Genomic DNA, 26072 nt, shown 5'->3' on the forward strand with positions numbered 1-26072 from the left:
CATAATTAGTTGCTTAGCCAATCTATATAGGTCTGATAATTTAACCCTTTGCATAAATAAAAAGAGCCGTTGCTTATGCAACGGCTCTTCATTAGTAGTTCTGTATATATAATTATGCCCCGGCAGTTTCGCTGTCGTACTTAATTTTATTAACGTGTTTATCAATTTCCCAACGGCCGGTACCTTCTTCACCAATAACTTCAAATAATTCCAGTGCACGGCGGGCTTTGTATTCCTCCTCACGTTGCTCCTTCATAAACCAATTTAAGAACTCAAACGTAACAAAGTCTTGCTCCTTCATACAAGCAGCAGCAATGTTTTTAAATGATTGAGTAATGGCAACCTCTGCATCTAAAGCATCTTCAAATACTTCACGGAAGGTAGTGTACTCCTGTTTGATGCCGTTAACATCCGGAGATATCGCGCGGCCACCCATGTCCAATACGTATTTAAAAAGTTTTAACTGGTGCTCACGTTCCTCGCCCGACTGTTTAAAAAAGTAGTCAGATGAATAATCAAAGCCGTTTTGGTTACACCATGAAGCCATTGCCAGGTACATAGCTGATGAATGTGCTTCTTTCTTTATTTGTTGGTTTAAAAGCATTTCGATGTCGGCAGACAGCAAACACTTAATACGCATTATATCTTTCATGTTATGTTATAGTTAGGAATTGTTGTATCCGATTGAATACATACAAAAATAGTGCTATAACAACAGGTTGTACAATATAAAGGCAATATGAAATAAGTCTAAATTAGTGAAGATGAGATACAAGAGCTAAGAAACAGGAGCCAAGATTTTTTGAAAGTTCCGGGAAAACAACTTGTTTCCTGGCTCTTGTCTCTTGGTTCTTTCTTTAAATCACCATTCGGCTCAATCTGTCATGCAGAATCTGATTGAGTTCGAGCATGGCAAAGGTTCCTTCAAGAAGTTCTTTAAGGGCAATGATTTGTAGCAGATTCAGAAAATAGCAGTGATTACATGCGCAGATGAACACCATTTCAATTTCGGGCGATTTGCTGCTATCTAACAGCAATTGCTCAATATCAACGCGGTAAATCGATTTTTTGAGGAGTAATAAGGTACGGTAGTCAAACTTAACCAGTTTACCGGCAAAATCAATATACCAGCAGCCTTCACGGTCACTTTGATATACAGTTCCGGCTTTGGTGCCAAACACTTCGGTAAATCTATCAGTAGCTTTAGTTTTAACCCCGGTCATCATCTTACTGAGGCAAATTTAGCATTATTTAGAAGCAGTCCAAATACTATTAAGAAAATTTTTTGAATGAATCCTTGGGCAGAATCAGTAAAATGACATTGCGAGGTACGTAGCAATCTGTGTTTATAAGTCAGTCACAAACTTCAAAAAGGGAACTACCTCACCGGCAATTCCCTTTATCATATAACAGATTCGCTTTTGAGGCAAAGACGTAACGTTACTCGTTCAAGAACACGAACTGATTATCAAACATATCCAGTTTGATCTTGCTATCTTTATCAACCTTACCGGCCAGTATTTGCTTGCTCAGCTCATTGAGTATCTTCTTTTGAATAACCCGTTTTAGCGGACGCGCACCGTACTGCGGATCATAACCCAGTTGCGCCAGCCAATCAAGCGCTTCGGAAGTTGCTTCCATGTGGATGCCCATTTCGCTTAGCGTTTGCTGCAAACCTCTGAATTGAAGTTTCACAATCTCTCCTATTTCATCTCGACCCAGTGGAGTGAACATGATGATTTCGTCGATACGGTTCAAAAACTCGGGGCGGATGGTTTTTTGCAGCACCTCGAACAGTTGGTTCTTGGTACGGGCCATTACTTCTTCCTTGTCGCTTTCTTCAAAGTTTACAAAGTTCTCCTGTATAATGTGCGAACCAATATTAGAGGTCATGATGACGATGGTATTTTTAAAGTTTACCACGCGGCCCTTATTGTCAGTTAAGCGCCCATCATCTAACACCTGTAATAAGATGTTAAACACATCGGGATGAGCTTTTTCAATTTCATCCAGCAAAATAACGCTGTATGGCTTGCGGCGTACAGCTTCAGTTAATTGTCCGCCTTCATCATAGCCCACATAGCCCGGAGGCGCACCAATCAGCCGGCTAACGGCATGGCGTTCCTGGTACTCCGACATATCGATGCGCACCATTGAATGCTCATCGTTGAACAGGAACTCAGCCAGTGCTTTGGCCAATTCGGTTTTACCAACCCCGGTTGTTCCTAAAAAGATGAATGAACCGATTGGTTTCCGTTTATCCTGCAAACCTGCGCGGCTACGGCGAATGGCATCACTTATGGCCTCAATTGCTTCCTCCTGTCCTGCTACCCGTTTGTGCAGTTCGTCTTCTAAACTTAAAAGCTTCTCGCGCTCGCTTTGGATCATTTTAGATACCGGGATGCCTGTCCAGCGTGATACCACACCGGCAATGTCATCGGCGGTAACTTCTTCCTTCAGCATACGGTGATCTTCCTGATCTGCACGCAAGGCCTCTTTTAATTTTTCAACTTCAGCTTCGGTTTCGCGGATGCGGCCGTAACGTAACTCGGCTACTTTACCGTAATCGCCTGCGCGTTCGGCCTGGTCGGCTTCCAGCTTATAAGCCTCTATAGCTTCAATTTTAGTGTTAATGCCGTCTACCAAATCCTTTTCACCCTGCCATTTGGCACGTAAAGAATCACGCTCTGACGATAGATTGGCAATCTCCTCGCTCAGGTCTTTTACCTTGCGGTCGTCGCCCTCGTGTTTAATGGCCTCACGTTCAATTTCGAGCTGCATAATGCGGCGTTCTAACTCATCTACTGCTTCGGGCACCGAGTTCATTTCGAGGCGAAGCTTTGAGGCAGCCTCATCCATTAAATCGATAGCCTTATCGGGCAAAAAGCGGTCGGCAATGTAACGTTGCGACATTTCAACCGATGCAATAATGGCCTCGTCTTTAATCCGCACTTTGTGGTGGGTTTCGTAACGCTCTTTTAAGCCACGCAATATGGAGATGGCATCGGCAGCATCAGGCTCATCAACCAACACGCGCTGGAAGCGACGTTCGAGAGCTTTATCCTTTTCAATATATTTTTGATACTCGTTAAGCGTAGTTGCACCAATGGCGCGCAATTCGCCACGGGCTAAAGCCGGTTTAAGGATGTTTGCGGCATCCATAGCGCCTTCGCCGCCGCCTGCACCAACCAAGGTGTGTATCTCGTCAATAAAGAGGATGATCTCGCCATCGCTTTTAATCACCTCGTTAACTACGGCTTTAAGGCGTTCTTCAAACTCGCCTTTGTATTTGGCACCAGCAACCAGCGCACCCATATCTAATGAGTACACTACCTTGCCCTTCAGGTTATCGGGCGCATCACCTTTTATAATACGGAAGGCTATACCCTCGGCAATGGCGGTTTTACCTACACCCGGTTCGCCAACCAATACCGGGTTGTTTTTGGTACGGCGGCTCAATATCTGTATAACACGGCGGATCTCCTCATCGCGGCCAATAACCGGATCCAGTTTGCCCGATTCGGCATACTCGTTCAGGTTGCGGGCATACTTATTAAGCGCATTATAAGTAGCCTCAGCGTTTTGATCGGTTACTTTACTATCACCACGCAAACTGACAATGGCTGTTTTAAGGTCTTTTTCATTAACGCCATAATCTTTAAGCGCGCTGCTTACCTTATCGTTAACCGACAAAATGCCCAGCAAAATATGCTCTACAGATACAAACTCATCTTTAAATTCTTTTAAATAGCTCTGCGCCTTTTGCAGTGCCGTATTGGTGTTTGATGACAAGTATATATTACTGCCGCTTACCTTTGGAAACGCCTCAATTTGTGTATCAAGTGTTTGGTTTAAACGGCTTATATTTACATTCAGCTTCTTTAAAAGGTAGCTGATTACATTTTCGTCAACCAGTAACAAACCTTTCAGCAGGTGAGCATTCTCAATGGCCTGTTGCTGATTACCGGTTGCTATTTCGGATGCCTTTTGTACAGCTTCCTGTGCTTTGATGGTAAAGTTGTTAAAATTCATGGTACTAACTCTTATTCAAACTGTTTGCCAATACTACATTCCTGAAAAAAAGTCAGCCACAATTGATTGTTAAACGTCAATTTGTCTTTTAATACATTACAAGTGCATTTTAACTACGCCAAAACACTTGTCGGCACAGTCAATTATTTCCATACAGTTAATAACTAAAACACCTAGGTTAAAAATTACCGCTTAGAGCTCAGCTCTTTTATTCTATTTTGATTAAAACCTGTAGTTTTGACCAAAAGACTTTATCAAAATTGGAAACCTACTACTTTAAAAGCATTCCAAAGCTTTACCGTGTTGGCTATCAAAAGTTTTATACGCTTCAAAACTTAAGCACGGCACAGGTTGCTGCCATAATATTCTTTGTACTTAGCGTTGCTATACGGCTGTTTATAACGCTGCTTCCGCCAGCACTAACACGCATTCATAACTTTCCTGAGTTTAGCGCGGCAAACTGGGCAACTATACTCATTACTCCATTTTTCTACCTCTCTGGCGCCTTTTTGATTAAAAAAGTTAAAACGTACAGAAATGGGCTGCAATTGTCACTAGCTCATATTTTACTGTTTAGTACCTATTTACTTACGTGCGGAATTGTGTTTACATTTATGGCCACTTCCGACCCAAGCCGAAACATCATAATTTATATGGTGGCGTTAATTGCGGTTGGTGGCGTTTACACTTTTGAGTATCAGGAAAGCATTTTACTTACGCTTGTCAACGTACTGATATTTAGCCTTATTTTACTTTATACCCATGCCGACCCAACTGAAATTTTATACAATGAGCTATTACTTATAGTATTGGCCGGTATTTTCTTTTTTGTATCAAGGCATATTTACTCGTACAGGGCCAGCCAGTACATACAGTTTAGAATGATTAAGGAAAAAAACGTTGAAATTGAGAAGGCAAGTGCCTTTAAGAACGACGTTTTAGGAATGGTTGCACATGATCTTCGCAACCCAATAGGTGCAGTTGAATCAATTGCTCAACTTATTGAAATGGACGACCTGGATGATGACATGCAGGAGAACATGAATATGATTAAAGCATCATGCCGAAAAGCTTTGGCCATAATAAACGATTTGCTTGAGGTTGCCCGTAATGACAACAGCAACCAAATGACTGAAGCCCTTGTTGATATGAATAGCTTTTTACAAGGCATAGTGCAGGTTTGGCAACATGTAAGCAGCTTCACCAATGAGTTAATACTCACCAGCCCGCAACAGCCCGTACATGCGCTTATTGACCAGGAAAAATTTCATCGTGTTATAGATAACCTGATTAGTAACGCCGCTAAGTTTTCAAAAGACAAAGAGAGAATTGAAATTTTATTGAGTGAAAAAGACACTTATGTACAAATAGATGTCAGAGATCATGGCATGGGCATCCCCGAACCGCTTTTGCCGAATATATTTGACAGATTCTCGAAAGCGGGGAGACGCGGATTAAAAGGTGAGAAATCGACCGGTTTGGGCCTCAGCATCTCAAAACAAATAGTTGAGAAGCACCATGGCCGGATAGATGTTCACAGCATTGAGGGCGAGGGAACCACTTTTAGTATACGACTGCCAAGGCTGAAAAATTAGAAATTATTAACTATAGACTTAAAGTACAAGTTAGCTAAAGTATAATTGCTTTGAGGCTCGTTAAAGACGCTAAACGCCACCTTATTAGTTAAAAACATACAGGGTGTATTTTTTTTGAAACAATATTAAAACTACTTCAATTCGTCGTTTTTTAATGGTTTAGCCACTTCTTTACACATTACATCAGTGTTACAAGTACCTTTTGCAATTATATCAAAAGTTAAATTATGGCTACTAAATTGTATCACAAAAGTGTACACTAGCGTACTGATTAATTATTTACCTAACCATGTGAGAGTTATGAAAAAGGCGTTTACATTATTTTCAGCGGTATTTTCGCTGATGTGTTTACTGGTAATTATCTTATTTAAGATTAAAGAGCCGCATTATTAACCTCGTTTTTTAAACCTAACCTTTCGGGCATCTGTATAAATCTTATTTACATTTTTTATGCAGATGCTTTTTGTTAAATCTCCGGTGCCGGATCACGGTAAAATTTAGAACTGAAGTTTACCAGGAATAACTCCTTTGTTGCCCGTGTGCACGCCGTATAAAACCATCTCAAAAAATCGGTATTCAGCATCTCGTCTGTCAAATACCCCTGATCTATAAAAACTGATTCCCATTGCCCGCCCTGAGCCTTATGGCAGGTAACCGCATAAGCAAACTTAATTTGCAAGGCGTTGTAATAAGGGTTTTTCTTGAGCTCGTTGAGCCTATCGCGGCGTGCGGGTATATGCTCATAATCTTTCATAGCCTCTACAAAAAATGTTCGCTGATGTTCCTGCGGTAAGGCAGGGGCATCAGTATATAATGTATTCAGCAATACCTTGCAATCAATTACCGGGTCTTCGGCATAATCAATAAACTCAATTTGTACATCAGCAAACCTAAAACCATACATATCCTCAATACGCCGCACCTTTTTTATACGGGCAATATCACCATTGGCTATAAAGCCGGTACTTCCCTCCTCGCGTTCAGGCAGCCAGAAATAGTTATTACGAACCACCATTATCTGATCGCCGCCCGTAAGTTCTTCTTCGCGGTAAAGTATGCGGTTGCGTATTTGCTGGTTATACAAGTTGGCATTTTTGTTCGACCGGCAAATTACCAGGGTACCATCATGCCCATATTTACTGTAAGCATAATTCAACCCTTCCTCAAGGCGCTCACCCGTCATACGGTAAACATCTTTAAACCCTTTAGTAATAATCTGTGGAAATACTTCTTGCTCCTGCCGGATGAGTTCGCGCACGGCGGTAACGTTGTTTAATATGCCCGAATCTTTTTGCTGCCTAAGCACATCGGTAAGTTCGAAGCCAAAAACCTGCAGGGCAAATTCCTCTTTAAGTATGCGTGCATCAAGCGCAGGGCTAAAATCGGCCCCCACAGGTGGAAGCTGTGCAGTATCACCTACCAGCATCAGTTTACAATTTTTCATGTTGTAAACGTAGTTAACCAAATCATGCAGTAAGGTGCTGTAACTACCGCCACTAACCTCATCAGATATCATTGATGCCTCATCAACAATAAAAAGGGTATCTTCAGAAAGGTTTGGGGCAAGCATAAACGCCTCATCCATATTCATGGCCGACTTTTTACGGTATATACGCTTGTGAATAGTATAAGCCTTCCGCCCCGAGTAACTTGTAATAACCTTTGCCGCCCTGCCTGTAGGCGCCAACAAGGCCGACTTTAAACCATAGGCTTTAAGAGCCTTTACCAAAGCACTTACAACAGTTGTTTTACCTGTACCAGCATAACCCTTAAGTAAGAAACACTCGTGGCCATTATTGCTTAATAAAAACTCATGCAGCCGTTTAAACAGTTCTTGTTGCTGCGGAGCTGGCTGATGCGGAAATGATTTACTTATTTGCTCTGTTGCTGGCATGATTCAAAAAAGGCCTTAAACCTTAACAAAGCAATGAAAAAATAGTTACTTTTGAGCGTTGCTATGAACGATTCGCTGTATCATTATATCGACCCGCAGTTTAATTATACCCAGGTTGGAAATTACACACTATTGCTGCAACTAAGCGAAACAACTTTTTCGCTGGCGGTAACGCATGGTGATAAGTTAATGGTTTGGCGGCATGATTCGCCTTTAGCTGAGCTTATACAGCCAGGCGAGGTGCAGGAAGTACTCAACTTCAACTATGCCAACGTAGTCACCGGCATCAAATCAGCTGCATTTACACTTGTACCGCAAGGTTTGCTAAACGAGGAAACCACCATTGATGCTGCAAGATTATTGGATGTTAAGCCCGAAGATACTGTATTTTCACAGCCGCTTGATGACAGCAATGATGTTATCTTTAAGGCGACACCTTCAGTAACACAAGCCATACAGCGCTTTGGCAACGAACGGGTAGTATTTGGCGCAAGCGGTTGGTTACAAGCTATTGCAAGCAGCCAGCCATCTAGTTATCATTTATATATTAATATTTACCATCAGCAATTTGATGTTGCCTATTTTAGGCAGGGCAAGCTACAATTATTTAACACCTTTGATTTTACCCACGAAGATGAATTGGCTTACTATACAGCTTTTGTTTGTCAGCAACTAAAGCTTGATATGAGTACTGTATCGGTTGTTTTAAGTGGCAGTATTGCGCACAACGACATGCGATATCACACCATTCTTGCCGGCATTTTTAAAACGGTAGAATTAAACAATACATCGGTAGTACAGCAAACTGGAAGCTTGCCTGTGCATCAATTTTTGTCTCTTACTGCACTATCATTATGCGCATCATTGGCGGACGCCTAAAAGGATTACGCCTTAATCCGCCTAAGAACTTACCGGTAAGGCCCACCACCGACCTTGCAAAGGAAGCCCTATTCAATATTCTGCAAAATCAAATTGAGCTGGAAGGCATTAAAGTACTTGATTTGTTTAGTGGCACGGGCAATCTTGCGCTTGAATTTGCATCGCGCTACGCGCAAAGCGTAGTTGCAGTTGACCGCAGTATTCACTGTGTTAACTACCTTAAAGATACAGCGCGACAACACGGCCTTGAGCAAATAAAAACATTTAAGGCAGATGTATTTAAATACCTTGATATTGAGACTGAAGGTTACAACCTGATTTTTGCCGATCCGCCGTATGACCTTAGCCGCATACCCGAGATACCTAAAATCGTATTTGAACGAAACCTTTTATTGCCGGGGGGCTTGCTTATAGTAGAGCACCAATCGATGCAAAACCTGGGCAATCATCCTAACTTTGCCGAACAGCGCCGCTACGGTCATTCGTCTTTTTCATTTTTCTGGATGAAAGAGGATGAACAGGCACCGGGCGAAGAACTGTAAACTTAAGCGCTATCCATGCGTAAATAAAGAATCATAACGCATGCCTTATATCAACTTTGATAACATTGATTATTTAGCTAATGGCACCAGCCGGCAGCAGAGTGCCTACCGCGCGTTAACTAGTCTCAATATTTTATCACTACTCCAACTTTTTGAAGCCGTATTGGCCGGAACAGTTCCGCTTAATATTGATATACAAGGAAGTGATTTAGACATTTTATGCCATTATACGGATAAAGGTTCCTTCATCAATACGCTAGTCAAAGAGTTTTCGTTTCTTGACAGATTTAAGATTTACGAAACGTCAATAGGCGGAACTGACGCAGTTGTTGCTAATTTTTTTGCTGATGATTGGGAAGTTGAAGTGTTTGGACAAAGCATACCGGTTAAACAGCAATTTGGCTATCGCCACATGATTATTGAACATCAGTTACTTGAACATAAAGGAGAATCTTTTAGGCAACAAATTATACAGCTTAAGCAGCAAGGCTATAAAACTGAGCCTGCATTTGCCAAAGCCTTAAACTTAGAGGGTAACCCGTATATTGCCTTACTTGATGTTTATCCAAGCAAAAATTAGATAACTTTTATTTGATGACGCCTTAATAACCCAATAAGGCTATCAGCAGTAAAGCTTGCCTTTTTTATGGTATTCACTTCCGGGTCTATATCAAAATTCGCAGCTGTTGTAAAGTCAACTGAACTAAGATCGATGCGGTGGAATACTGCGCGGTCAAGGTCACAATGCTGAAATTTGGAACCTGTAAGATTAGCTTGTGAAAAGTTCACCTCCTTAATTGAGGATTTGCTGAAGGTTGTTTTTAGCATTTTTTTTCCGCTGAAAGATGCATAGTCAAGCACGCAGTTCTCAAATTCAACGCTAAACATAAAATCGCTGCATTCGTGAAAGTTTATTCCAAGCAGTTTGCAATTCTTAAAAACAGTGCTGCTTAAAGTTGCCTGTGAAAGCTTTAACATAGATAAGTTACAACCATCAAATACACAATCAATAAACCTATTGTTGCCGAAGTTACCGTTACTCAGGTCGCATTGCTTAAACACACATTCCTGAAATTCCTTACCGTTGATGATCTCACCTGCGTAACTAAACTTTTCAAACGTTACGCCATCATTGTATTGTTGCTGCATTGCTAAAATATAGGAATAACCAAAACAACAGATTTTAATTAACAAAAGCTAAATAAACCATAACCTGATACGTGCGTTGTTTTAATTATGAAAAGGAAACACCTGTTTATAATTATACTGGTAGCACTAACTGTTACTGCTTATGTATACGCATTGGTGTATTTTTCCTCAACACCAGCCTCACTGGCTGGCGCCAGCCAAAAAAATGTTTTCTACCAGCATAAAACTATTCCGATAGTGCTCAAAACGGAAATTCTTGCCGCTTTAAAGTATTACCCAGAATTAAAAGATACCCCTATTGATTTCATATTTGATCCAAATACCAGTAAATCTATAATGCTGTCGCAACCTGTGGTTGGTACATTTTTCAGGGGTCAAAAAAAACGGAGTTACGTGGTCAAAATTAATCCTATGTTTCACATGGTTCACCGGTCAATGCCAATTGAGGACGCACCAAAAGATGTATTGATAGGTTGGATAGGCCATGAACTGGGGCATGTTATGGACTATCATAGTCGCAACAACTGGCAACTGATTGGTTTTGGTATAAGCTATTTATGCTCAGAAAAATCATTGATGCAGGCTGAACGTAATGCAGATAAATATGCGGTGCAACACGGCCTGGGCGATTACATCATCAAAACTAAAAACTTCATACTCAACAATCACGATTTGCCGCCCGAGTACATTGCACGTATTAAACGCCTTTATCTTTCGCCGCAGCAAATACTTGATTTAATTAAGGAATTAAAAAAGCCAATTACCGAAAACTAGTTAAGTGCTTTATTTACAAATTCTTCCCACTCCAAAAACTGTTCTTCTTTCAAAACGCGTGGAATTTTCACCTGCCCGCCCAGCTTTTTGTTGGTTTCGGCCCAACGGTGAAAAATCTCAACAGGTATGGTTACCACCTCAACATCTTTAAGGGCGCGGGTTCGGGCTACGGCGTAATTTTTATTGTTATTACGCAATGTTTCGTCAAGCTCTTTCGCAAGGCGTGCATCATCAACTTCACTATCAGCACTTATATACCACCGGTCAATCAAATCATCACCCCTGTGTACAGTAGCAACTATAAATTCTTCCATTGAACAGTTGTACTTGTTGCACATCTCCTGTATGGCTTTGTTCATTTGCAGAACGGATAATTGCGACCCTGCTACGTTTAAGAACTGCTTGGTACGGCCGGTGATTTTAATTTCATGACGGTTTACATCAGTAAAGGTAACCGTATCGCCTATGGTGTAACGCCATGCGCCTGATACCGTTGATATAAGCAGTATGTATTCCTTACCTTCTTCTACCTGGCCAAGCGTAAGCACTTCGGCACCATCGGCAACGCTGCCATCTTCGGTAACATTACCTTCCTCAAAAGGTACAAATTCAAAGTATATGCCGTTGTCGACAACCAAAGCCATTGACGATGTTTCGGGGCGCTTTTGCATAGCCATGAATCCTTCTGAAGCCAAATAGGTGTCAATATAAATAAGCGGATGAGCCATCAGCTTTTCCAAACTTTTACGGTAAGGTTCAAAGTCTACTCCTCCTGATGTATACACTGCCAGGTTAGGCCATATTTCGTGTATGTTATTTAATTTATGCTCCTTAATGATTGTTTTCAGCATCAGTTCAATCCAGGCAGGAATACCTGACAGGCTACCGATATCCCAGCTTGGTGCCTGTCGGGCAATCTCTTTAATTTTCTCGTCAAAATCACTTATTGATGCAATGTCTTTTCCAGGCTTGTAATACCCCCTGAACCAAAATGGGATATTGCTTGCACTTATACCGCTAATTTCACCGGCTTTGTGTCCGTTTATATCTTTTAAATCGGTACTGCTGCCAAGCATCAGTATTTGCTTTTCAAAAAAGTTGGCAGGCAAATCAAAATTAGCAAGCGCCGCAACCTGCTGCATACCCGAGCGTTTGATAGCTGCAAGCATATCATCGGTTACGGGTATGGTTTTGCTATGACTGGTGGTACCACTGCTTAAAGCCAAATAATGCACAGCGCCGGGCCAGGTAACGTCAGTTTCATTATCAACCACCCGGTGCCACCACTCCTTCTCTATACGGTCATAATCAAAAACCGGGACTGCCTTGGCAAAGGCTTGCGCTACATTGTTGCTCTCTAGTATTTCTTTGAAATGGTAATGCTTGCCAAATGCAGTATTGGCTGCTTTTTCCAGCATTTCTTTTAAAACTTCGTTTTGTGCCTCTATGGGGTCGGGTTCCTTTATTACTTTGTCAGTAAAATCAATTGCCGCTTTAATAAGTTCGCCTATAATTGCCATTGAGTGTATGTTGATGAAAACTGATACTCATAACAGTTGTAGGTAAGAAATGATTGTACAAACAACAAGTATTTGCCAAAAAGCTTATCACATTATCCGGGCAAAAAATTTAACTTTGCCATACCCCAAAAAGTAACTATGAAAATTGCCCTTTTCCCCGGCTCGTTTGATCCTGTTACCAAAGCACATGTTGATATTGTAAAACGCTCGGTAGGTTTATTTGATAAGCTTTACATAGGCATTGGTGTAAACAGTTCAAAACAAAGCTTTTTAAGTATAGAGCAAAGACAGGAAATGCTAAGGGCCGTTTTTGAAATGGAACCAAAAATTCACATTATTGCTTACGAGGGACTTACAGTTGATTTTTGTAAGAGCATTAATGCAAACTACATGATACGCGGCATACGTACCGTATCAGATTTTGAGTATGAAAAGGCCATAGCGCAAATGAATCACGCTTTGGCCCCTGATATTGAAAGTATTTTTATAGTGAGCAAGCCGGGCTACTCATCTATCAGTTCAACAATTGTGCGCGAGGTTTTAAAGCACAATGGCGATGTAAGCCAGTTTATTCCGAAAGAGGCGCTGGAACATCTGAAAGCAAATCGCGCTTAAGCAAAACATCCATAATTGAAGGGAAGGTATTATTTACTACCATGTTAATGTCGCTACGGTTCATCCAACGTACCTCGGTTATTCCCTCTTCAACCTGCGGTTTAAGTTTGGCCTTGCCAAAATATTTCATTTTGTACCAGTAGGTTTTCTTCAAAACTACTTCACCGCGGCTGGTATAGGCGTGATAAGTATTAACTATTTTCTTTCCGCATTTATCAATGCTGATGCCGCATTCTTCTTCTACTTCACGCACGGCACCTTCTTTAGGCTTTTCGCCTTTCTCGAGTTTACCTTTAGGAATGTCCCATTTACCGTTTCTGAAAATAAAAAGATAATCGCCTTTATCATTTTTAACCAGGCCGCCTGCCGCTTCAATAAGCGTAACACTTTTCATTACCTTTTTGAGGTATGCTTTGGCATTATTACAAAGTATATAGTAATACAACCTGGTGTTGTCGGCAACAATTTTATGATACAAAGTTTTCATATCAAATGATTGCTGATCAAGCTGTTCGTACTGCTCAGGCTGAGCAGGTACCGTTTCTGTAATTAAAACAACCTTCTGGTTGATATAAATTCTGTATTTTTGCGCCATGTTTAATAAAAATGAGATTGAACAGCAAGTGGCCGAATTCCTGCTGCAAATTAAAGCAATTAAATTGCAACCCGATAATCCTTTTACATGGGCATCGGGATGGAAATCTCCAATTTACTGTGATAATCGCGTAACCTTGTCTTATCCGGCTATACGTACTTATATACGTCAAAAATTAAGCCTAGTAATACAGGAAGAATTTGGCTCGGTACAGTGTATTGCCGGGGTGGCCACTGCAGGCATTCCACAAGGAGCGCTTGTAGCACAAGAGCTAGGGTTACCATTTATATATGTACGCTCAAAGCCTAAAGAGCATGGTACCGGATCAATGATTGAAGGCGAAATTATGCCGGGTAAACGTGTTGTGGTTATTGAAGACTTAATTTCAACAGGTAAAAGCAGTCTTCAGGCAGTTGAAGCACTACGTGAGGCCGGATGTGAAGTAGCAGGCCTGGCTGCAATTTTTAGCTATGGTTTTGATGTAGCCGAAGATAATTTCAAGAAAGCTAAATGCAGATATGTAACCCTTTCAAATTATAATGCCATGCTAAAGTTTGCCGAGGAGCAGCAATACATTAATAAAGATAGTGTTGCGCTGTTGCAAAAATGGCGCGAAACCCCTTCTGAATGGGGTAAATAAAAAGCATAAAAAAACAGGCTGCGTTTAACAATGACAGCCTGTTTGCAATTTATAAGTTGATGCTATGCGGCTAATAAGCCGCAGGCTTGTAATTATAATTAAAAAGCCTTTTTGCTTTGTGAGTTATATAATGCAACTATTACATTTACAACTACCAATCCTGCGATTACTACTAACATAATATTGATTTTATTTGTTACTAATTTAACGCAATCATACATCCATAAGTTACTTTTTGGCATGTTTTTCAGCACTTTTCTAAATATATTAGCAATTGCTGCATAGCCTTTAATAAATTAATAAAATATTTATTCTTAAGTTAAGAATATCAAATTGTTAAAACATCCCCTTCCGGCGTTAAATCGCTTTATAAGCTCTTGTAATTGTTGATTTTAATGCCCAAAACGCGTAAGTGTGGCATTTTTACCGTATTTTTGCCCAAATTCTTTTTAAAAGAACGGCATGATTACAGTATCTAATTTATCGTTGCGCTACGGTAAGCGCACCTTGTTTGAAGATGTTAATTTAAAATTTACCCAAGGTAATTGCTACGGCATTATTGGTGCCAATGGTGCAGGTAAATCAACCTTCCTCAAAATATTATCGGGCGAAATTGATCCGTCAACCGGTTCGGTAAGCTTTACACCTGGAGAGCGCATGGCGGTTTTAAAACAAAATCACTATGAGTTTGACGAGTTTCCGGTGATTGATACTGTATTGATGGGACATAAAGAACTTTATGCCACCATGAAAGAAAAGGATGCCATTTACCTCAAAGAAGATTTTACCGATGCTGATGGGGAACGTGCCGGCGAGTTAGAGAACATTTTTGCCGAAATGGACGGTTGGAATGCTGAAAGCAATGCCGCCACCCTTTTAAGCAATCTTGGTATTAAAGAAGACCTGCATTATAAGTTGGTGAATGAGCTTGACGGTACGCAAAAAGTACGCGTGCTACTAGCGCAAGCACTATTTGGCAAACCGGACATTTTACTGCTGGATGAGCCTACCAACGATTTGGACATTCATACCATTAACTGGCTTGAAGACTTTTTGGCCGGCTATGAGGCTATTGTTTTGGTAGTATCTCACGACCGCCACTTTTTAGATACTGTTTGTACCCACGTAGTTGATATTGATTTTGGTAAAATGACCATTTTTACCGGTAACTACACCTTCTGGTATCAATCAAGTCAGCTTGCTCTTAAGCAGCGTGCCGATCAGAACAAGAAACTGGAAGATAAGGTAAAAGAGTTACAGGAATTCATTAGCCGTTTCAGCGCTAATGCATCCAAATCAAAGCAAGCTACCAGCCGTAAGAAAGCGCTTGATAAAATCAATCTCGATGAAATCAAGCCATCAAACCGTAAGTATCCGGCTATCATGTTCAACCAGCAAAGCCGCGAGGCCGGTGACCAGATATTGCAGATTGAAAACCTGAGCAAAACTGTAAATGGAGAAGTGATGTTTGCCAACGTTAACCTTATGGTAAACAAGGGCGATAAAATTGCTATCCTATCGCAAAACAGCCTGGCAACATCTGCCTTTTATGATGTTTTAACCGGCCGCGACGAGGACTATACAGGCAGTTTTAAATGGGGCGTTACCATTAACCCGGCTGATATTCCTATTGATAACGCCGATTACTTCACCGGCAAAGACCTTAATTTGGTTGATTGGTTACGTGAGTATTCTACCGGTGATAAAGACGAGCAGTTCATCCGCAGTTTCCTTGGCCGTATGCTATTCTCGGGCGAGGAAGTTTTAAAAAATTGCACTGTACTTTCGGGTGGCGAAAAAATGCGTTGTATGTTTAGCCGCATGATGCTGCAACAGCCTAACCTGCTTATTTTTGATGAGCCAACCAACCACCTTGACCTGGAATCAATTACTGCCCTGAACAATGGCATGAAGGATTTTAAAGGCACTATATTGTTTACCTCACGAGATCATGAGCTTACCCAAACAGTTGCAACACGTGTTATTGAAATTACCCCTAACGGCGTAATTGATAAAATGATGAGCTATGATGACTACATAAGCAATGATGCTGTACAAAAACAGCGAGAAGAAATGTACGCTTAAACTAATTAAGTTATAGCAAAAGAGGGTTTGTGAATTGCTTCACAAACCCTCTTTTGTTTACTTTCAATTGTAACGGCTTAAAATCTATATCCAAGATTTACATATACAAACTTTCCTTCTTTTGAGTGGCCAAGAGTTGCCTGTATCAAAAACAATTCGGCAGGCACTAAAAACAAGCCTCCTCCGTAACCATCGTGCCATTTGGATGATTTTTCGCCCGGAGTCCATACCCGGCCAATATCATTAAAACCAATTAAACCCAAAGTTCCGGGGAATAAAAAAGAGTTAAAGTTTAGCACTCGTACACGGGCTTCAATGTTGTTATACACCATGCTTTTACCGGTAAACCTCCAGGTGCGAAATCCTCTTAAATTATCTGAACCGCCCAACTTTAGCTGTTGAAAATACTCGGCATGACCAATTGTTGTACCGCCGCCGAAACGTGTAGCCAGTACAAAGGTTGAGTCGTGTCCTAAGTCGTTATAAAAGCTAATTTCTGATAGCAGCTGACCATAACGGCTGTTATCCTGATTTAACTGCTGCAAACCACGCAAAGTGGTATTCATGTAAATACCTTTGGTTGGGAGTATAGCACTGTTACGGGTATCAATTTCGGCACCGGCTATTAAACCGGCATAGGTCTTATTACTGAATACATTGTCGCCCGGGTTCTGAATATTAAATTGCTGTAAAAACTTATTGTTATTATCGCCTCCGTCAGCATGGTAATATTGCCCGGTTACACCGGCACTCAGTTTAACCTTACCATAAGTATGCGCTAATCTTACATCGCCATACAAGTGATCGTACCGGTTACGGAAGTAATTGATCCACTCGCTGTCTTTCTCAAAAAATGTTTCGTTACCTACGCCAAAAAAGTTACTGATGTTGTGCGGCCCCCTGGAGGTAATATGCACCATCAAATCATTTTTACCAATAAGCTGTTTAAAATCGGCATTATAACGTATAAGAAATGATTTACGGCCGAAAGCGTAATTAACCAAAAACTCCTGCCGCCAATCATAAGGCACTTTACGGAAACCTTGCTTGGTAAAAGCATATCCCAGCGAAAGAATTACACCGTAATCATTGTTATAACGGGCATATACAATAGGTTGGGGTTGATCATATTCAAAGTTCTTTCTTTCGTAGTAAGTTACGCCCGTATCTGTTGAGGTACGTATTTTGGCAAGGCTTTTATCGGGTAAAATATTTTGCTCGTCTTTGCGGTCGTACACGTACAAGCGGCCGCGATTGTCAACGTCTTTATTAACGGCAAAGGTATCAACGCTGCCCTTAGCGCCAATCATACGTATTTTAACAGAAGATTTTCCCGTTCCTTTTACTTCAAATTTATCACCGCCTCCAAAGCCGTAAATACGCACTTCTTTAGTAACATCAGGCTTAAAGGTACGCTTGTAAACCTCGCGCCCCAGCGAATTATCCTTTTTGATATTGCGTATAGTCAACTTAACGTCGCCGCTATCTTTAAGATCAATTTCAATGTGCTCATTTTTTTCGCTTGCAGGTACATCAACCTGGCCCGATATAAAACGGTAATACTCCAACCCCATTTTCATGAGGTTATCACGCCGTGCTTTTACCGTTTGGGTGATTTTTTGTCCTGATAGCTTATAAACACCTGAGGGCATGCGGTGCATTGCCTTATCAATAACTTCGTCAGTTAAGTGCGTTTGCACATAGGTTATCTGTTCTTTCCAATCCTTTTCGTTAAGTTCTCTTAAAAAGTACCTGTCAAAAAATCTGCCGTTAAAATTCCAGGCGCCTATATCCCTTATCTCATTATTAAAGGGCTGAAATTTTGCCTTCAAAAACTGGTGAGCTACTATCCACGGTAAAACGCCCGATGTTTTGTAATAAACCTGGTCACGATCGCGCGGGATAGGGGTATACATAGTCTTATCTCCCTCCTTCTTCTTATCCCAACGCCATTGATCGTCGTGGCGGTCCCAATCGCCAATTACCTGGTCAAATAAACGGGCTCTTAAAGTAAGCTTAGCATCAAACTCTACATCGTTATCCTCTGCCAGTTTTCGCTGTACTTTCTTGGTGTTATCTGTTTTTTCTGATTCAAGGGGCTCTCGTTCCTCAAATAAAAACACGCTGTTTTTATAGTCCTTACTGTACTTTCCCAAAACAGGGTCATCCCCCACATAAACTATCTCAGGGTTTGAATGCGGTATTTGCAAGGCTTCAGCCATTACAGGCACCGTAAGGGCGGCAAAAGGGTTTGCAGTACTGGTTTGATCTTGTATAATGGCTTTGGTTAAACCCGACCTTAATGATGGAGGCAAAACACGCTCAGGGTATTTCTGCACAGAACGCAGTACCCACTCCTGACCTGTTTTATCTTTTAACCGCAAAGACTTGGTTTGCATACCACCGCCCTTCTGTTCAATCTCCAGGCCACCTTTTTCTTTGCTAAGATCAATTATGCGCACCTTTACCGGCAGGCCCCACTCCTTTCGGTAATTTTCGCCAAGTAAAATACGATGCACACCACTTACGTCGTTGTAATCGGGTGCAACAGCAACAGTAATACTATCGGCTTTGCGTTGAGCCAATACGTTAATTGCAGGCGTTAATAATCCTGCGGCTAATAAGTATGATAAGTAATGTTTTTTCAAAGGCATTTTAATAGAACGGCCGGTTGTAGTTATAATAAATTAGTAATCAATAACATTAAAAGTTGTTTTTGTGAGGCTTGGTTTACTCAACTACAAAATAATTATTAAAAAGTTGTTAAGGCAGGCTATTATAGTTTAAGGCAAATGCACTATACAGCTTTGTAAAAGTTTATAAGCTGATTGTTTAATGTAAAAATTATATTTACCGATTGTTAAAAGCTGCCTGTCAGCTTTTTTAAACTCCATCTATAAGTTCAGTATTAATGCACAATAAAAAACGAACCCTTTTTTACCTGGTTGATGGCGCTCATGCCGAAATAATGCCGGAACTTATAAATCAGGGGCTCTTACCGAATATAAAACGCATCATTGACGAGGGTACCTACCGTAAAGCAACCACATGTTTTCCGTCAACCACAGGGCCTGCATACCTGCCATTTTTAACCGGGCACTTTCCGGGCACTATGGGCATTACCGGCATACGTTGGTTTGATAAAAAAGAATTTAAACGTACCCGTTGGAATAAAATGGCCATGCGCTCCTACTGCGGGCCTGAAGCGGCCTGGTTTAATACCGACATGCCAGCTGATAAGCCTACACTTTTTGAGTTAATGGGCGAGTCATACAACCTTTATAACATGATTACCCGCAACGTACCGGATGAGTATGATTTGGGTAAGAAAGGTAAAGGGTTGTTATATACACGTGCACATTTCTGGAAACGTCACCACCCTGTTGACCTGCAGGGGCATCAGCGCATTATGGACATGCTGCAGTCGGGCAAAGATTTCGATTTCTTGTTTGCTGTATTTCCGAGTGTTGACTGGGACTCTCACTATCATGATGTACGTGACGCCCGTACCATTGAGGCTTACAAAATTGTTGACAACAGCCTTGGTGAGGTACGCGCCCTGTTAGAGCAAAAAGGCTGGTGGGACGACACCTTATTTGTAATGACATCAGACCATGGCCTTACCCCTACCGATAAGCACCTTGATTTGGGCGATTGGATGACTAATAACGACTTAAAATCTGTTTACTACCCAACCATTTGGAAATCAAATCCGAAATCGGCGGTGATGATATCCGGTAACTCATTCGGTAGCATACACCTGCTTAATCATGAAGGCGATCATCCGCTGCGCGAGAGCGAAATTAACACAGCTATGGGCACTAACCGCTTAAACAGCCTGATTGCCGAGCAAGCAGTTGATTTTGGAATTTACCGCGGTAATACTGAACAAAGCTATATTGTGCATAATACTGAGGGTAAAGCAACGGTACAGGTAAATGGCGATAAATTTATATACCGCCCCGAAAGTGCCGACCCGCTTAAACAAGGCAGAGACATTGAAGTAAACGGGCACCGTGCAGCATTGGAAGCTACTTTTGAAACAGATTACCCCGACTCTTTATTTCAAATACATCAACTGTTTAGGAGCCGCCGGGCGGGTGATATTGTGATTAGCGCCCGGGTGGGGCATGACCTGCGCGATTTTTGGGAATACCCTGAACACTTGGGTTCGCATGGTTCGCTGCATAAATCACACATACACGTGCCGCTTATTTACAACCAAAAAAACTGGAACACACAGCCCGCACGCACAGCCGATCTTTTCAACTCCATACTTAAATGGAAGGGCATAACGCCTAAAGCATCTGAAGGCGAATCACTTTTCTAGTATCTCCAAACATCAACCCAAACGTCATCACCAACCATGTCTGATTCAGCAGAAAATTCAAGCTTAAACGTTACACCTACTCAGGAAAAGCAAATAGAAAACGAGGGTAAACAAGAGGTAAAATCGGTATTTGATAAAAGTATTATCATTAAAGGCTCGCTTTGGTTTGCGCTGATAACCGTTTTAACCATCGCCGGAATTTTCTTTTATAATAACACTGGTCAAACGGTTGAAGCGTTACAACATATATCATACAAATACATTGCTATTTGTTTGGTAATGCTTTTTGTTGATTTAATGCTGGGTAGCTGGCGTAATCATATTTACATACGCAAACTTAACCCCGAGGTATCTCATTGGGTTAGTTTCAGGGCTAATGTGGCAAACATGTTTATGGGAGCAGTTACCCCTGCGCACGGCGGTGCTGGTCCGGCTCAAATTTATGTGTATACCAGTGCAGGTGTTTCTTTTATAGATGCCTTTGCGGTAAGCCTTATTAACATGGGTGCAACGCTTATTTTTATGCCGTTGGCCGGCTTTGTGGCCATTATGTTAATGGATACCAGTTACGTAAGCGGCATTGTACCTGCCATGCTTAAATATGGCTTTAGCTTTTTCCTGTTATTTTTAATTGCCTTTTTACTGGCCTTTTGGAAGCCGGTTTGGGTAGGTGTAATTATTAAAAAAATAGCGTCAGGTTTATCTGCAGTTTTCCCAAAGCGCAAAGAGAAACTTGCAGCATGGGCCGAGAAATCATTCGTTAACATATCAAAATACCAGCAAACCTGCAGCGTAATTATAAAGCAGCATCCATTTCTGTTTCCGCTAAGCTTAATAATAACTACGTTGCTTTACATGAATAAGTATTGCATGCAGTACGTTATTTTACTTGGCCTTGGTGTTAACGCAAGCCTGGTGCAAGTAATTTCAATACAAATATTAATTCAGTTTATGATTTATTTTGCCCCTAGCCCGGGTGGCAGCGGCTTTGCTGAGGTAAGTATTTCTGTGTTATTTGGCAAAATTGTGCCGGCTGCATTACTATCAATTTTTACGCTTTTACAGCGCTCTTTTTTGTTATTCTTTCCAGCCATTATAGGGGCTTACTCAGTAATTAATTTATTAAGGAAACAAACGCAACGTCAACACCGTAAACAAGTCAAAAACTAAAAGTTAATTCATAAACAGCGACACAATTTATCAGCGAGGCAATCGTTTGTAACTTTCAGGCTCGGTAAAAATAATTTGGAACTTGCTTAATATTTATTAATTTTATAAAACAACGTCCTGATAGCACATCAATTTTAGGACATTCTTAATTTCAGTTATCATAACCAACCTTTCATTATTTAGTAATTAGTTATAGAGAAAATAGATACTTAATAACCCCTTACTTATAAATGAAATTTAAACTGATTGTATTGGTGCTTTGTATACAAGCATCTTTTGTAAAAGCTCAAAACTGGGACGTCAATCTTTTAAACAAATTTAACCCAAACCGTGGCGATGAAAGCTCGAGCTGGAAATTTGTATCCAATCATGCTATTTACATGTCGGCGGCTACCCCGCTTACTTTAATGGCCATTGGTATTGCCAAGCATGATCAAAAGCTCAAACAAACAGCCATGAATACCGGTATAGCCCTGTTAGGAAACACCGCTATTACCATGATGATGAAGAACACCATTCAACGTCAGCGTCCGTTTGTTACCTGGGCCGATAAGATTGTTTTACAAGGCAACACATCCCCTACCGATTATTCATTCCCATCAGGACATACATCAACTGCTTTTTCGGTGGCAACATCAATAAGCCTGGCTTACCCTAAATGGTATGTTATTGCGCCAAGCTTTGCCTTTGCGGGTGCAACTGCCTATTCTAGAATGTACCGCGGTGCGCACTATCCAAGCGATGTACTGGCAGGAGTGCTTGTAGGTACCGGCTCGGCTTACTTAACACATAAGCTGCAAAAAATGATGTTTAACAAAAGAATGGACCGCCGGCAAAAGGCACTTGCACTGGCAATGGAGCAAGAAGGTCAGTACGGTATGAAATAATATCATATTCAATAAGAATTAGAAAGCCGCTTGGATTACTCCAAGCGGCTTTTTTTGATTTTAACTTGCGAATTATAATGTTATTCGAAATGCAAAAGCCCCCTTAATGTATATAGAAGCTTTTTATTGGTGACCCCGGAGAGGCTATATACTGAGTGCAAAATACATTAAATTATGAATATCAAAGCTCAAATGGGTTCATTTAGGATACTATGTATTGATACTGCAACGTATTTGGAGGTTGCGGCCAGATTGCTAAGCATCAAACACATCCTTGGGTTATCTTACAGGCTTAACCTAATGGAGGTTGATGCCTATATGTTAAACCGGCTTGATAGTCGAAGATCTAAACACATGTTGAAAGTGATAAATGCACTCGTTTTAGATGCCAAAACTACGAAATAGAAAGGCCCAGCTTGTGGGCTTGACGCGAATATTAGTTTTCAATAACAACTGTCAATTCTGCATATTTATACTTCATCTTCATTATCCTACTCAATTCATCTTTTGGCACCGCTGTTTCGCAAGATTCATACCTTTTTTTTGGCTTCACCTCAGCCCAAGGTTTTGTTGAACTGAAATTAATATTGAGGTTTTTAAGGCTTGCGTCAAGAATTATAACGGTGTCTCCCTCTGCTGTTTGGCATAAGTAAGTATTTACACTAGGTATATTCGTACTTGTACTTTTTTTTGAATAAAGCCATGCGTTTAGAATAACAGGAAGAGGTTTTGGACTTTGCATTTCGATGAAATTCGCTTCTTTCATTTCTGACGTATGCAAAACTGTTTTATCTTCATTATTGAACATTTTGCAAGAGGATAGTATTAATATTGATGACACTACTATTAGAGTTTTTGAGTATGTAGCCGTTGGCATCTAAAGCTTTATATAGTTTATTTAGGCAATAGCGCCTGTACATCCTTTGAACCTGATTATAATTTATTGTACCTGACCGCAAATTTAAACCTAATTCATAAAATTGGACCGATCGTTAGCTTTCTTATTATTGTTTTCGCCATAAATTCCAGCGATCGACTTACCATTTCCATTCCCTATCGGTCAATCAAAATCAAATTTTGGGAGCCTCTATCCCAGCAGTATGGCCGCCTTGATGTGCTAGCATTTTTTTAATTGACCTGACATAATGCGTGGCACATATTTCTCGTTAAGAGATATATTTAATCCATTTCATTGCAACTCCAATTGTTCCTGCACTAAATTCTTTATAGTTACGGTCTTTTATTCGATAGACGTGGTCATTTTTCCTATATCTTTTCTGAATTTGCCACATTAATGCTTACAGAAGACGAAATATGGATTTATATCCATCTTCTTTCGAAACTGTGCTATTTAAGACATTTAACATTGTTTGCCCGATTTCCATTGCTCAGGCTCCCAAATAATACTTTATTGCTTTGGTCACTATTCAATTGGCTGTAGTCATCCTTCACTGCATGCCTCTTAAGTTCTGTGATGTAGGACATCACAGAATACATCATGTCTTTACCATCCCTATATCTAAGTTGGTTAACAGCGTGTTAAGCTATTGGCCAATGATCAAACTGGCTCAATCACATTCATTCCGTATCACTCAAATTTCACCTATAGCTTTACCCATTAACAAAAAAACGCCGTTTTCGCGTATGAAAACAGCGTTTCGGGTGACCCCGGAGAGGCTCGAACTCTCGACCCACTGATTAAGAGTCAGTTGCTCTACCAACTGAGCTACGGAGTCAAATTAGCGTTGCTAATATAATGGTTTTGCTGTATGCCAGCTATACTCGCTAACAAGTTTGATTACTAAAATCAATTCAAACTAAGGCATTGATTAACGGTGTTTATTAGCTCAGTTAAATCAAATGGTTTTGCAATAACAGCATCACAGCCAAAACTGTAAAAATCAACGTTATTGGTGGTGTAAGCAGAAAAGATAATAACGGGCGTTTTATGCAAAATTTTGTGAGATTTCATGCTACGGCATATATCACCGCCGTTAGTGTCCATCAATTTAAAATCGAGGATGATTAAGTCGGGATTATAGTTTTCTGCTATGGTGATAATACCACTACTGTCCGAAGTTGATTTTACTTCAAATTGCTCATAAGTAAGCACTTCATGAACAATGTCAAGAATGTCCATGTTGTCGTCAAGTACTAGTATACGTTTGAGCATAATTTGCAATAGTTGTTATAAAAAAACTGTAAGGGAAGTAGCAGATGCATTACAGAAATTTCTGCAAACGCTCGGAAGTCAAAGCTTATGAAGTCAGATTTTTTAATTAGTACAAAAGTAATAAAAATATTTGTGAAATTTTTATCTGTGTTATAGCTAAGTCTGCTGTAGCGCTTTTGGGGTCAACATCATATAAACTAGCAAAAGCCCGCGGCAAAACGTTACCATGTATTTAAAACAAGGAGTATTGTGCCTGCATTGCAGGTGGCTGACTAATGTACGTTGATACAGTAATAACGGCTTCCTGCTTAATTTGATACACCGGCGTTTCCTGGTAACGTGATGTTACAATGATTTGAGTATCCTGAGCATGCGGCAAAAACATATTCCTCGCAACATCAGGGCAGTTGTTGTCTTTTGATAAGTGGGCTAACAATAAGTGACTCATAAATTGTGGCCGGTGTTGCTTAAAAAGCTCCAATGCCTGATGATTTGACAAATGCCCACGGCCGCCGCTAATACGTTTTTTCAGATGATATGGATAGCTGCCACTTGCAAGCATAGCCTCATCATAATTTGCCTCCAAAAACGCTGCATGGCATTGGTTAAAATGCTTTATTAAATGCTGACAAGTGGCTCCAATGTCGGTAAACACCCCGACGTTAACGTTACAGCAACTAACTAAAAAGCTGTGCGGCTCGGCTGCATCATGATATTTTGGGAAGGCGTTTACTTTGAGCCCGCCAATTAAAACCGGTTCATAAGCTTTAAAGGGAATAACTAAGTGCGACTCTAAAAACAGCCGGCCATAATGCATAGTTGCTGCGGTGATGTAAACCGGAATCTGATATTTTTTTGATAATACGGTTAAGCCCCTTATATGATCTGAATGCTCGTGGGATATAAAAATAGCTTTGACTTTTTGTATGTTAAGTCCTAGCCTCAACATTCTGCGCTCTACTTCGCGGCATGATATGCCAACATCAATTAACACAGCCTCCTGCTTATTACCAACATAATAACAATTACCGTTGCTGCCCGAATTAAGTGATGTTATATAAAGCGCCATTCAGTTACAAAGTAACGGTTTTGGCGATAAAAACTTAACAATTATTCAATATTTTTCCTTACTTACTTAGCAATGCAATTTGGGCTAAACACCCGTAGCTAACTTACTTAGTAGAATCTTTGT

At 40.7% G+C, this 26072-nt stretch carries 22 protein-coding genes and 1 tRNA gene; 11 read left to right on the forward strand and 12 right to left on the reverse strand.

Going from position 1 to position 26072, the window contains the following annotated elements; genetic code table 11:
• Positions 1-112: 112 nt before the first annotated feature.
• The 3 genes from GO816_RS02365 to clpB form a co-directional block, all read right to left on the reverse strand.
• Entirely contained in the window at positions 113-652 is a 540-nt protein-coding gene (locus GO816_RS02365) for a ferritin (RefSeq protein WP_157539745.1), read from the reverse strand.
• A 205-nt stretch (positions 653-857) separates the two neighbouring features.
• A complete protein-coding gene (locus tag GO816_RS02370; RefSeq protein ID WP_232336467.1) occupies positions 858-1226 on the reverse strand; it encodes a hypothetical protein in 369 nt (122 codons plus the stop codon).
• 214 nt (positions 1227-1440) lie between these two features.
• Positions 1441-4032 carry an ATP-dependent chaperone ClpB gene (gene clpB / locus GO816_RS02375; protein ID WP_157539746.1) on the reverse strand — a complete coding sequence of 864 codons (2592 nt, stop codon included), beginning with the start codon at positions 4030-4032 and terminating at the stop codon, positions 1441-1443.
• A gap of 260 nt (positions 4033-4292) precedes the next feature.
• On the opposite strand from clpB, the gene GO816_RS02380 reads away from it, so the two are divergent.
• Positions 4293-5627 (forward strand): sensor histidine kinase, encoded by a 1335-nt coding sequence (locus GO816_RS02380; protein WP_157539747.1) that lies wholly within the window; start codon positions 4293-4295, stop codon positions 5625-5627.
• A gap of 466 nt (positions 5628-6093) precedes the next feature.
• Here the strand turns inward: GO816_RS02380 and GO816_RS02385 are convergent, their stop codons facing one another.
• Positions 6094-7521: an ATP-dependent DNA helicase gene (locus GO816_RS02385; protein ID WP_157539748.1), complete on the reverse strand. Its 1428-nt coding sequence runs from the start codon at positions 7519-7521 to the stop codon at positions 6094-6096.
• Between the two features lie 63 nt (positions 7522-7584).
• Between GO816_RS02385 and GO816_RS02390 the strand changes: the two genes are divergently transcribed.
• From GO816_RS02390 to GO816_RS02400, 3 genes are read left to right on the forward strand one after another with little or no spacing between them, the layout of a single operon-like run.
• The gene (locus GO816_RS02390) at positions 7585-8400 is read left to right on the forward strand and encodes a DUF3822 family protein (RefSeq protein WP_157539749.1); all 816 of its coding nucleotides are present in this window, start codon (positions 7585-7587) and stop codon (positions 8398-8400) included.
• Positions 8376-8942: a 16S rRNA (guanine(966)-N(2))-methyltransferase RsmD gene (rsmD, locus tag GO816_RS02395; protein ID WP_157539750.1), complete on the forward strand. Its 567-nt coding sequence runs from the start codon at positions 8376-8378 to the stop codon at positions 8940-8942. Before GO816_RS02390 ends, rsmD begins: the two co-directional genes overlap by 25 nt.
• Positions 8943-8982: 40 nt before the next feature.
• Positions 8983-9522, forward strand: coding sequence for a DUF4269 domain-containing protein (locus GO816_RS02400; protein WP_157539751.1), 540 nt, complete (start codon positions 8983-8985; stop codon positions 9520-9522).
• Here GO816_RS02400 and GO816_RS02405 read toward each other — a convergent pair.
• Positions 9519-10091, reverse strand: coding sequence for a pentapeptide repeat-containing protein (locus tag GO816_RS02405; protein ID WP_157539752.1), 573 nt, complete (start codon positions 10089-10091; stop codon positions 9519-9521). The two genes, GO816_RS02400 and GO816_RS02405, sit on opposite strands and share 4 nt — an antisense overlap.
• A gap of 87 nt (positions 10092-10178) precedes the next feature.
• Here GO816_RS02405 and GO816_RS02410 point away from each other — a divergent pair, with 87 nt between their 5' ends.
• Positions 10179-10865 (forward strand): hypothetical protein, encoded by a 687-nt coding sequence (locus GO816_RS02410; RefSeq protein WP_157539753.1) that lies wholly within the window; start codon positions 10179-10181, stop codon positions 10863-10865.
• Here GO816_RS02410 and GO816_RS02415 read toward each other — a convergent pair.
• Entirely contained in the window at positions 10862-12385 is a 1524-nt protein-coding gene (locus tag GO816_RS02415) for a GH3 family domain-containing protein (RefSeq protein ID WP_157539754.1), read from the reverse strand. The two genes, GO816_RS02410 and GO816_RS02415, sit on opposite strands and share 4 nt — an antisense overlap.
• A gap of 138 nt (positions 12386-12523) precedes the next feature.
• Here GO816_RS02415 and coaD point away from each other — a divergent pair, with 138 nt between their 5' ends.
• The gene (coaD, locus tag GO816_RS02420) at positions 12524-13000 is read left to right on the forward strand and encodes a pantetheine-phosphate adenylyltransferase (RefSeq protein ID WP_157539755.1); all 477 of its coding nucleotides are present in this window, start codon (positions 12524-12526) and stop codon (positions 12998-13000) included.
• Here the strand turns inward: coaD and GO816_RS02425 are convergent.
• Entirely contained in the window at positions 12954-13595 is a 642-nt protein-coding gene (locus tag GO816_RS02425) for an NUDIX hydrolase (RefSeq protein ID WP_157539756.1), read from the reverse strand. The genes coaD and GO816_RS02425 overlap by 47 nt on opposite strands.
• Here GO816_RS02425 and pyrE point away from each other — a divergent pair.
• Together pyrE and GO816_RS02435 are read left to right on the forward strand one after the other, a co-directional pair.
• A complete protein-coding gene (gene pyrE, locus GO816_RS02430; RefSeq protein ID WP_157539757.1) occupies positions 13594-14235 on the forward strand; it encodes an orotate phosphoribosyltransferase in 642 nt (213 codons plus the stop codon). The two genes, GO816_RS02425 and pyrE, sit on opposite strands and share 2 nt — an antisense overlap.
• 462 nt (positions 14236-14697) lie before the next feature.
• A complete protein-coding gene (locus GO816_RS02435) occupies positions 14698-16320 on the forward strand; it encodes an ABC-F family ATP-binding cassette domain-containing protein (RefSeq protein WP_157539758.1) in 1623 nt (540 codons plus the stop codon).
• Between the two features lie 77 nt (positions 16321-16397).
• Here GO816_RS02435 and GO816_RS02440 read toward each other — a convergent pair whose 3' ends face one another.
• On the reverse strand, positions 16398-18974 hold the full coding sequence (locus GO816_RS02440; protein ID WP_157539759.1) for a BamA/TamA family outer membrane protein: 2577 nt from the start codon (positions 18972-18974) through the stop codon (positions 16398-16400).
• Between the two features lie 257 nt (positions 18975-19231).
• On the opposite strand from GO816_RS02440, the gene GO816_RS02445 reads away from it, so the two are divergent.
• The 3 genes from GO816_RS02445 to GO816_RS02455 all read left to right on the forward strand — a co-directional run bounded on the left by GO816_RS02445 (position 19232) and on the right by GO816_RS02455 (position 22707).
• Entirely contained in the window at positions 19232-20650 is a 1419-nt protein-coding gene (locus GO816_RS02445) for an alkaline phosphatase family protein (RefSeq protein WP_157539760.1), read from the forward strand.
• A 36-nt stretch (positions 20651-20686) separates the two neighbouring features.
• Positions 20687-21820 carry a lysylphosphatidylglycerol synthase transmembrane domain-containing protein gene (locus GO816_RS02450; protein WP_157539761.1) on the forward strand — a complete coding sequence of 378 codons (1134 nt, stop codon included), beginning with the start codon at positions 20687-20689 and terminating at the stop codon, positions 21818-21820.
• A gap of 230 nt (positions 21821-22050) precedes the next feature.
• Complete coding sequence (locus GO816_RS02455) at positions 22051-22707, forward strand: phosphatase PAP2 family protein (protein WP_157539762.1); 657 nt, start codon at positions 22051-22053, stop codon at positions 22705-22707.
• A gap of 436 nt (positions 22708-23143) precedes the next feature.
• On the opposite strand, the gene GO816_RS02460 is transcribed toward GO816_RS02455, so the two are convergent.
• The 4 genes from GO816_RS02460 to GO816_RS02475 form a co-directional block, all read right to left on the reverse strand.
• Positions 23144-23515, reverse strand: a complete 372-nt coding sequence (locus GO816_RS02460; protein ID WP_198171400.1) for a hypothetical protein — start codon at positions 23513-23515, stop codon at positions 23144-23146.
• Between the two features lie 855 nt (positions 23516-24370).
• Positions 24371-24443: transfer RNA gene (locus tag GO816_RS02465), tRNA-Lys, on the reverse strand.
• A 71-nt stretch (positions 24444-24514) separates the two neighbouring features.
• Positions 24515-24880: a response regulator transcription factor gene (locus GO816_RS02470; protein ID WP_157539764.1), complete on the reverse strand. Its 366-nt coding sequence runs from the start codon at positions 24878-24880 to the stop codon at positions 24515-24517.
• A 232-nt stretch (positions 24881-25112) separates the two neighbouring features.
• Complete coding sequence (locus tag GO816_RS02475; protein WP_157539765.1) at positions 25113-25949, reverse strand: MBL fold metallo-hydrolase; 837 nt, start codon at positions 25947-25949, stop codon at positions 25113-25115.
• Positions 25950-26072: the final 123 nt, after the last annotated feature.

Source organism: Mucilaginibacter aquatilis, assembly GCF_009755275.1.
Classification (GTDB): domain Bacteria; phylum Bacteroidota; class Bacteroidia; order Sphingobacteriales; family Sphingobacteriaceae; genus Mucilaginibacter; species Mucilaginibacter aquatilis.

What these genes read in the sequence shown, in the direction of transcription:
- GO816_RS02365 (WP_157539745.1), bottom strand. Translation starts at nt 652, where the DNA reads ATGAAAGATATAATGCGTATTAAGTGTTTGCTGTCTGCCGACATCGAA.
- GO816_RS02370 (WP_232336467.1), bottom strand. Translation starts at nt 1,226, where the DNA reads ATGATGACCGGGGTTAAAACTAAAGCTACTGATAGATTTACCGAAGTG.
- clpB (WP_157539746.1), bottom strand. Translation starts at nt 4,032, where the DNA reads ATGAATTTTAACAACTTTACCATCAAAGCACAGGAAGCTGTACAAAAG.
- GO816_RS02385 (WP_157539748.1), bottom strand. Translation starts at nt 7,521, where the DNA reads ATGCCAGCAACAGAGCAAATAAGTAAATCATTTCCGCATCAGCCAGCT.
- GO816_RS02390 (WP_157539749.1), top strand. Translation starts at nt 7,585, where the DNA reads ATGAACGATTCGCTGTATCATTATATCGACCCGCAGTTTAATTATACC.
- rsmD (WP_157539750.1), top strand. Translation starts at nt 8,376, where the DNA reads ATGCGCATCATTGGCGGACGCCTAAAAGGATTACGCCTTAATCCGCCT.
- GO816_RS02400 (WP_157539751.1), top strand. Translation starts at nt 8,983, where the DNA reads ATGCCTTATATCAACTTTGATAACATTGATTATTTAGCTAATGGCACC.
- GO816_RS02405 (WP_157539752.1), bottom strand. Translation starts at nt 10,091, where the DNA reads ATGCAGCAACAATACAATGATGGCGTAACGTTTGAAAAGTTTAGTTAC.
- GO816_RS02410 (WP_157539753.1), top strand. Translation starts at nt 10,179, where the DNA reads ATGAAAAGGAAACACCTGTTTATAATTATACTGGTAGCACTAACTGTT.
- GO816_RS02415 (WP_157539754.1), bottom strand. Translation starts at nt 12,385, where the DNA reads ATGGCAATTATAGGCGAACTTATTAAAGCGGCAATTGATTTTACTGAC.
- coaD (WP_157539755.1), top strand. Translation starts at nt 12,524, where the DNA reads ATGAAAATTGCCCTTTTCCCCGGCTCGTTTGATCCTGTTACCAAAGCA.
- pyrE (WP_157539757.1), top strand. Translation starts at nt 13,594, where the DNA reads ATGTTTAATAAAAATGAGATTGAACAGCAAGTGGCCGAATTCCTGCTG.
- GO816_RS02425 (WP_157539756.1), bottom strand. Translation starts at nt 13,595, where the DNA reads ATGGCGCAAAAATACAGAATTTATATCAACCAGAAGGTTGTTTTAATT.
- GO816_RS02435 (WP_157539758.1), top strand. Translation starts at nt 14,698, where the DNA reads ATGATTACAGTATCTAATTTATCGTTGCGCTACGGTAAGCGCACCTTG.
- GO816_RS02440 (WP_157539759.1), bottom strand. Translation starts at nt 18,974, where the DNA reads ATGCCTTTGAAAAAACATTACTTATCATACTTATTAGCCGCAGGATTA.
- GO816_RS02445 (WP_157539760.1), top strand. Translation starts at nt 19,232, where the DNA reads ATGCACAATAAAAAACGAACCCTTTTTTACCTGGTTGATGGCGCTCAT.
- GO816_RS02450 (WP_157539761.1), top strand. Translation starts at nt 20,687, where the DNA reads ATGTCTGATTCAGCAGAAAATTCAAGCTTAAACGTTACACCTACTCAG.
- GO816_RS02455 (WP_157539762.1), top strand. Translation starts at nt 22,051, where the DNA reads ATGAAATTTAAACTGATTGTATTGGTGCTTTGTATACAAGCATCTTTT.
- GO816_RS02460 (WP_198171400.1), bottom strand. Translation starts at nt 23,515, where the DNA reads ATGTTCAATAATGAAGATAAAACAGTTTTGCATACGTCAGAAATGAAA.
- GO816_RS02470 (WP_157539764.1), bottom strand. Translation starts at nt 24,880, where the DNA reads ATGCTCAAACGTATACTAGTACTTGACGACAACATGGACATTCTTGAC.
- GO816_RS02475 (WP_157539765.1), bottom strand. Translation starts at nt 25,949, where the DNA reads ATGGCGCTTTATATAACATCACTTAATTCGGGCAGCAACGGTAATTGT.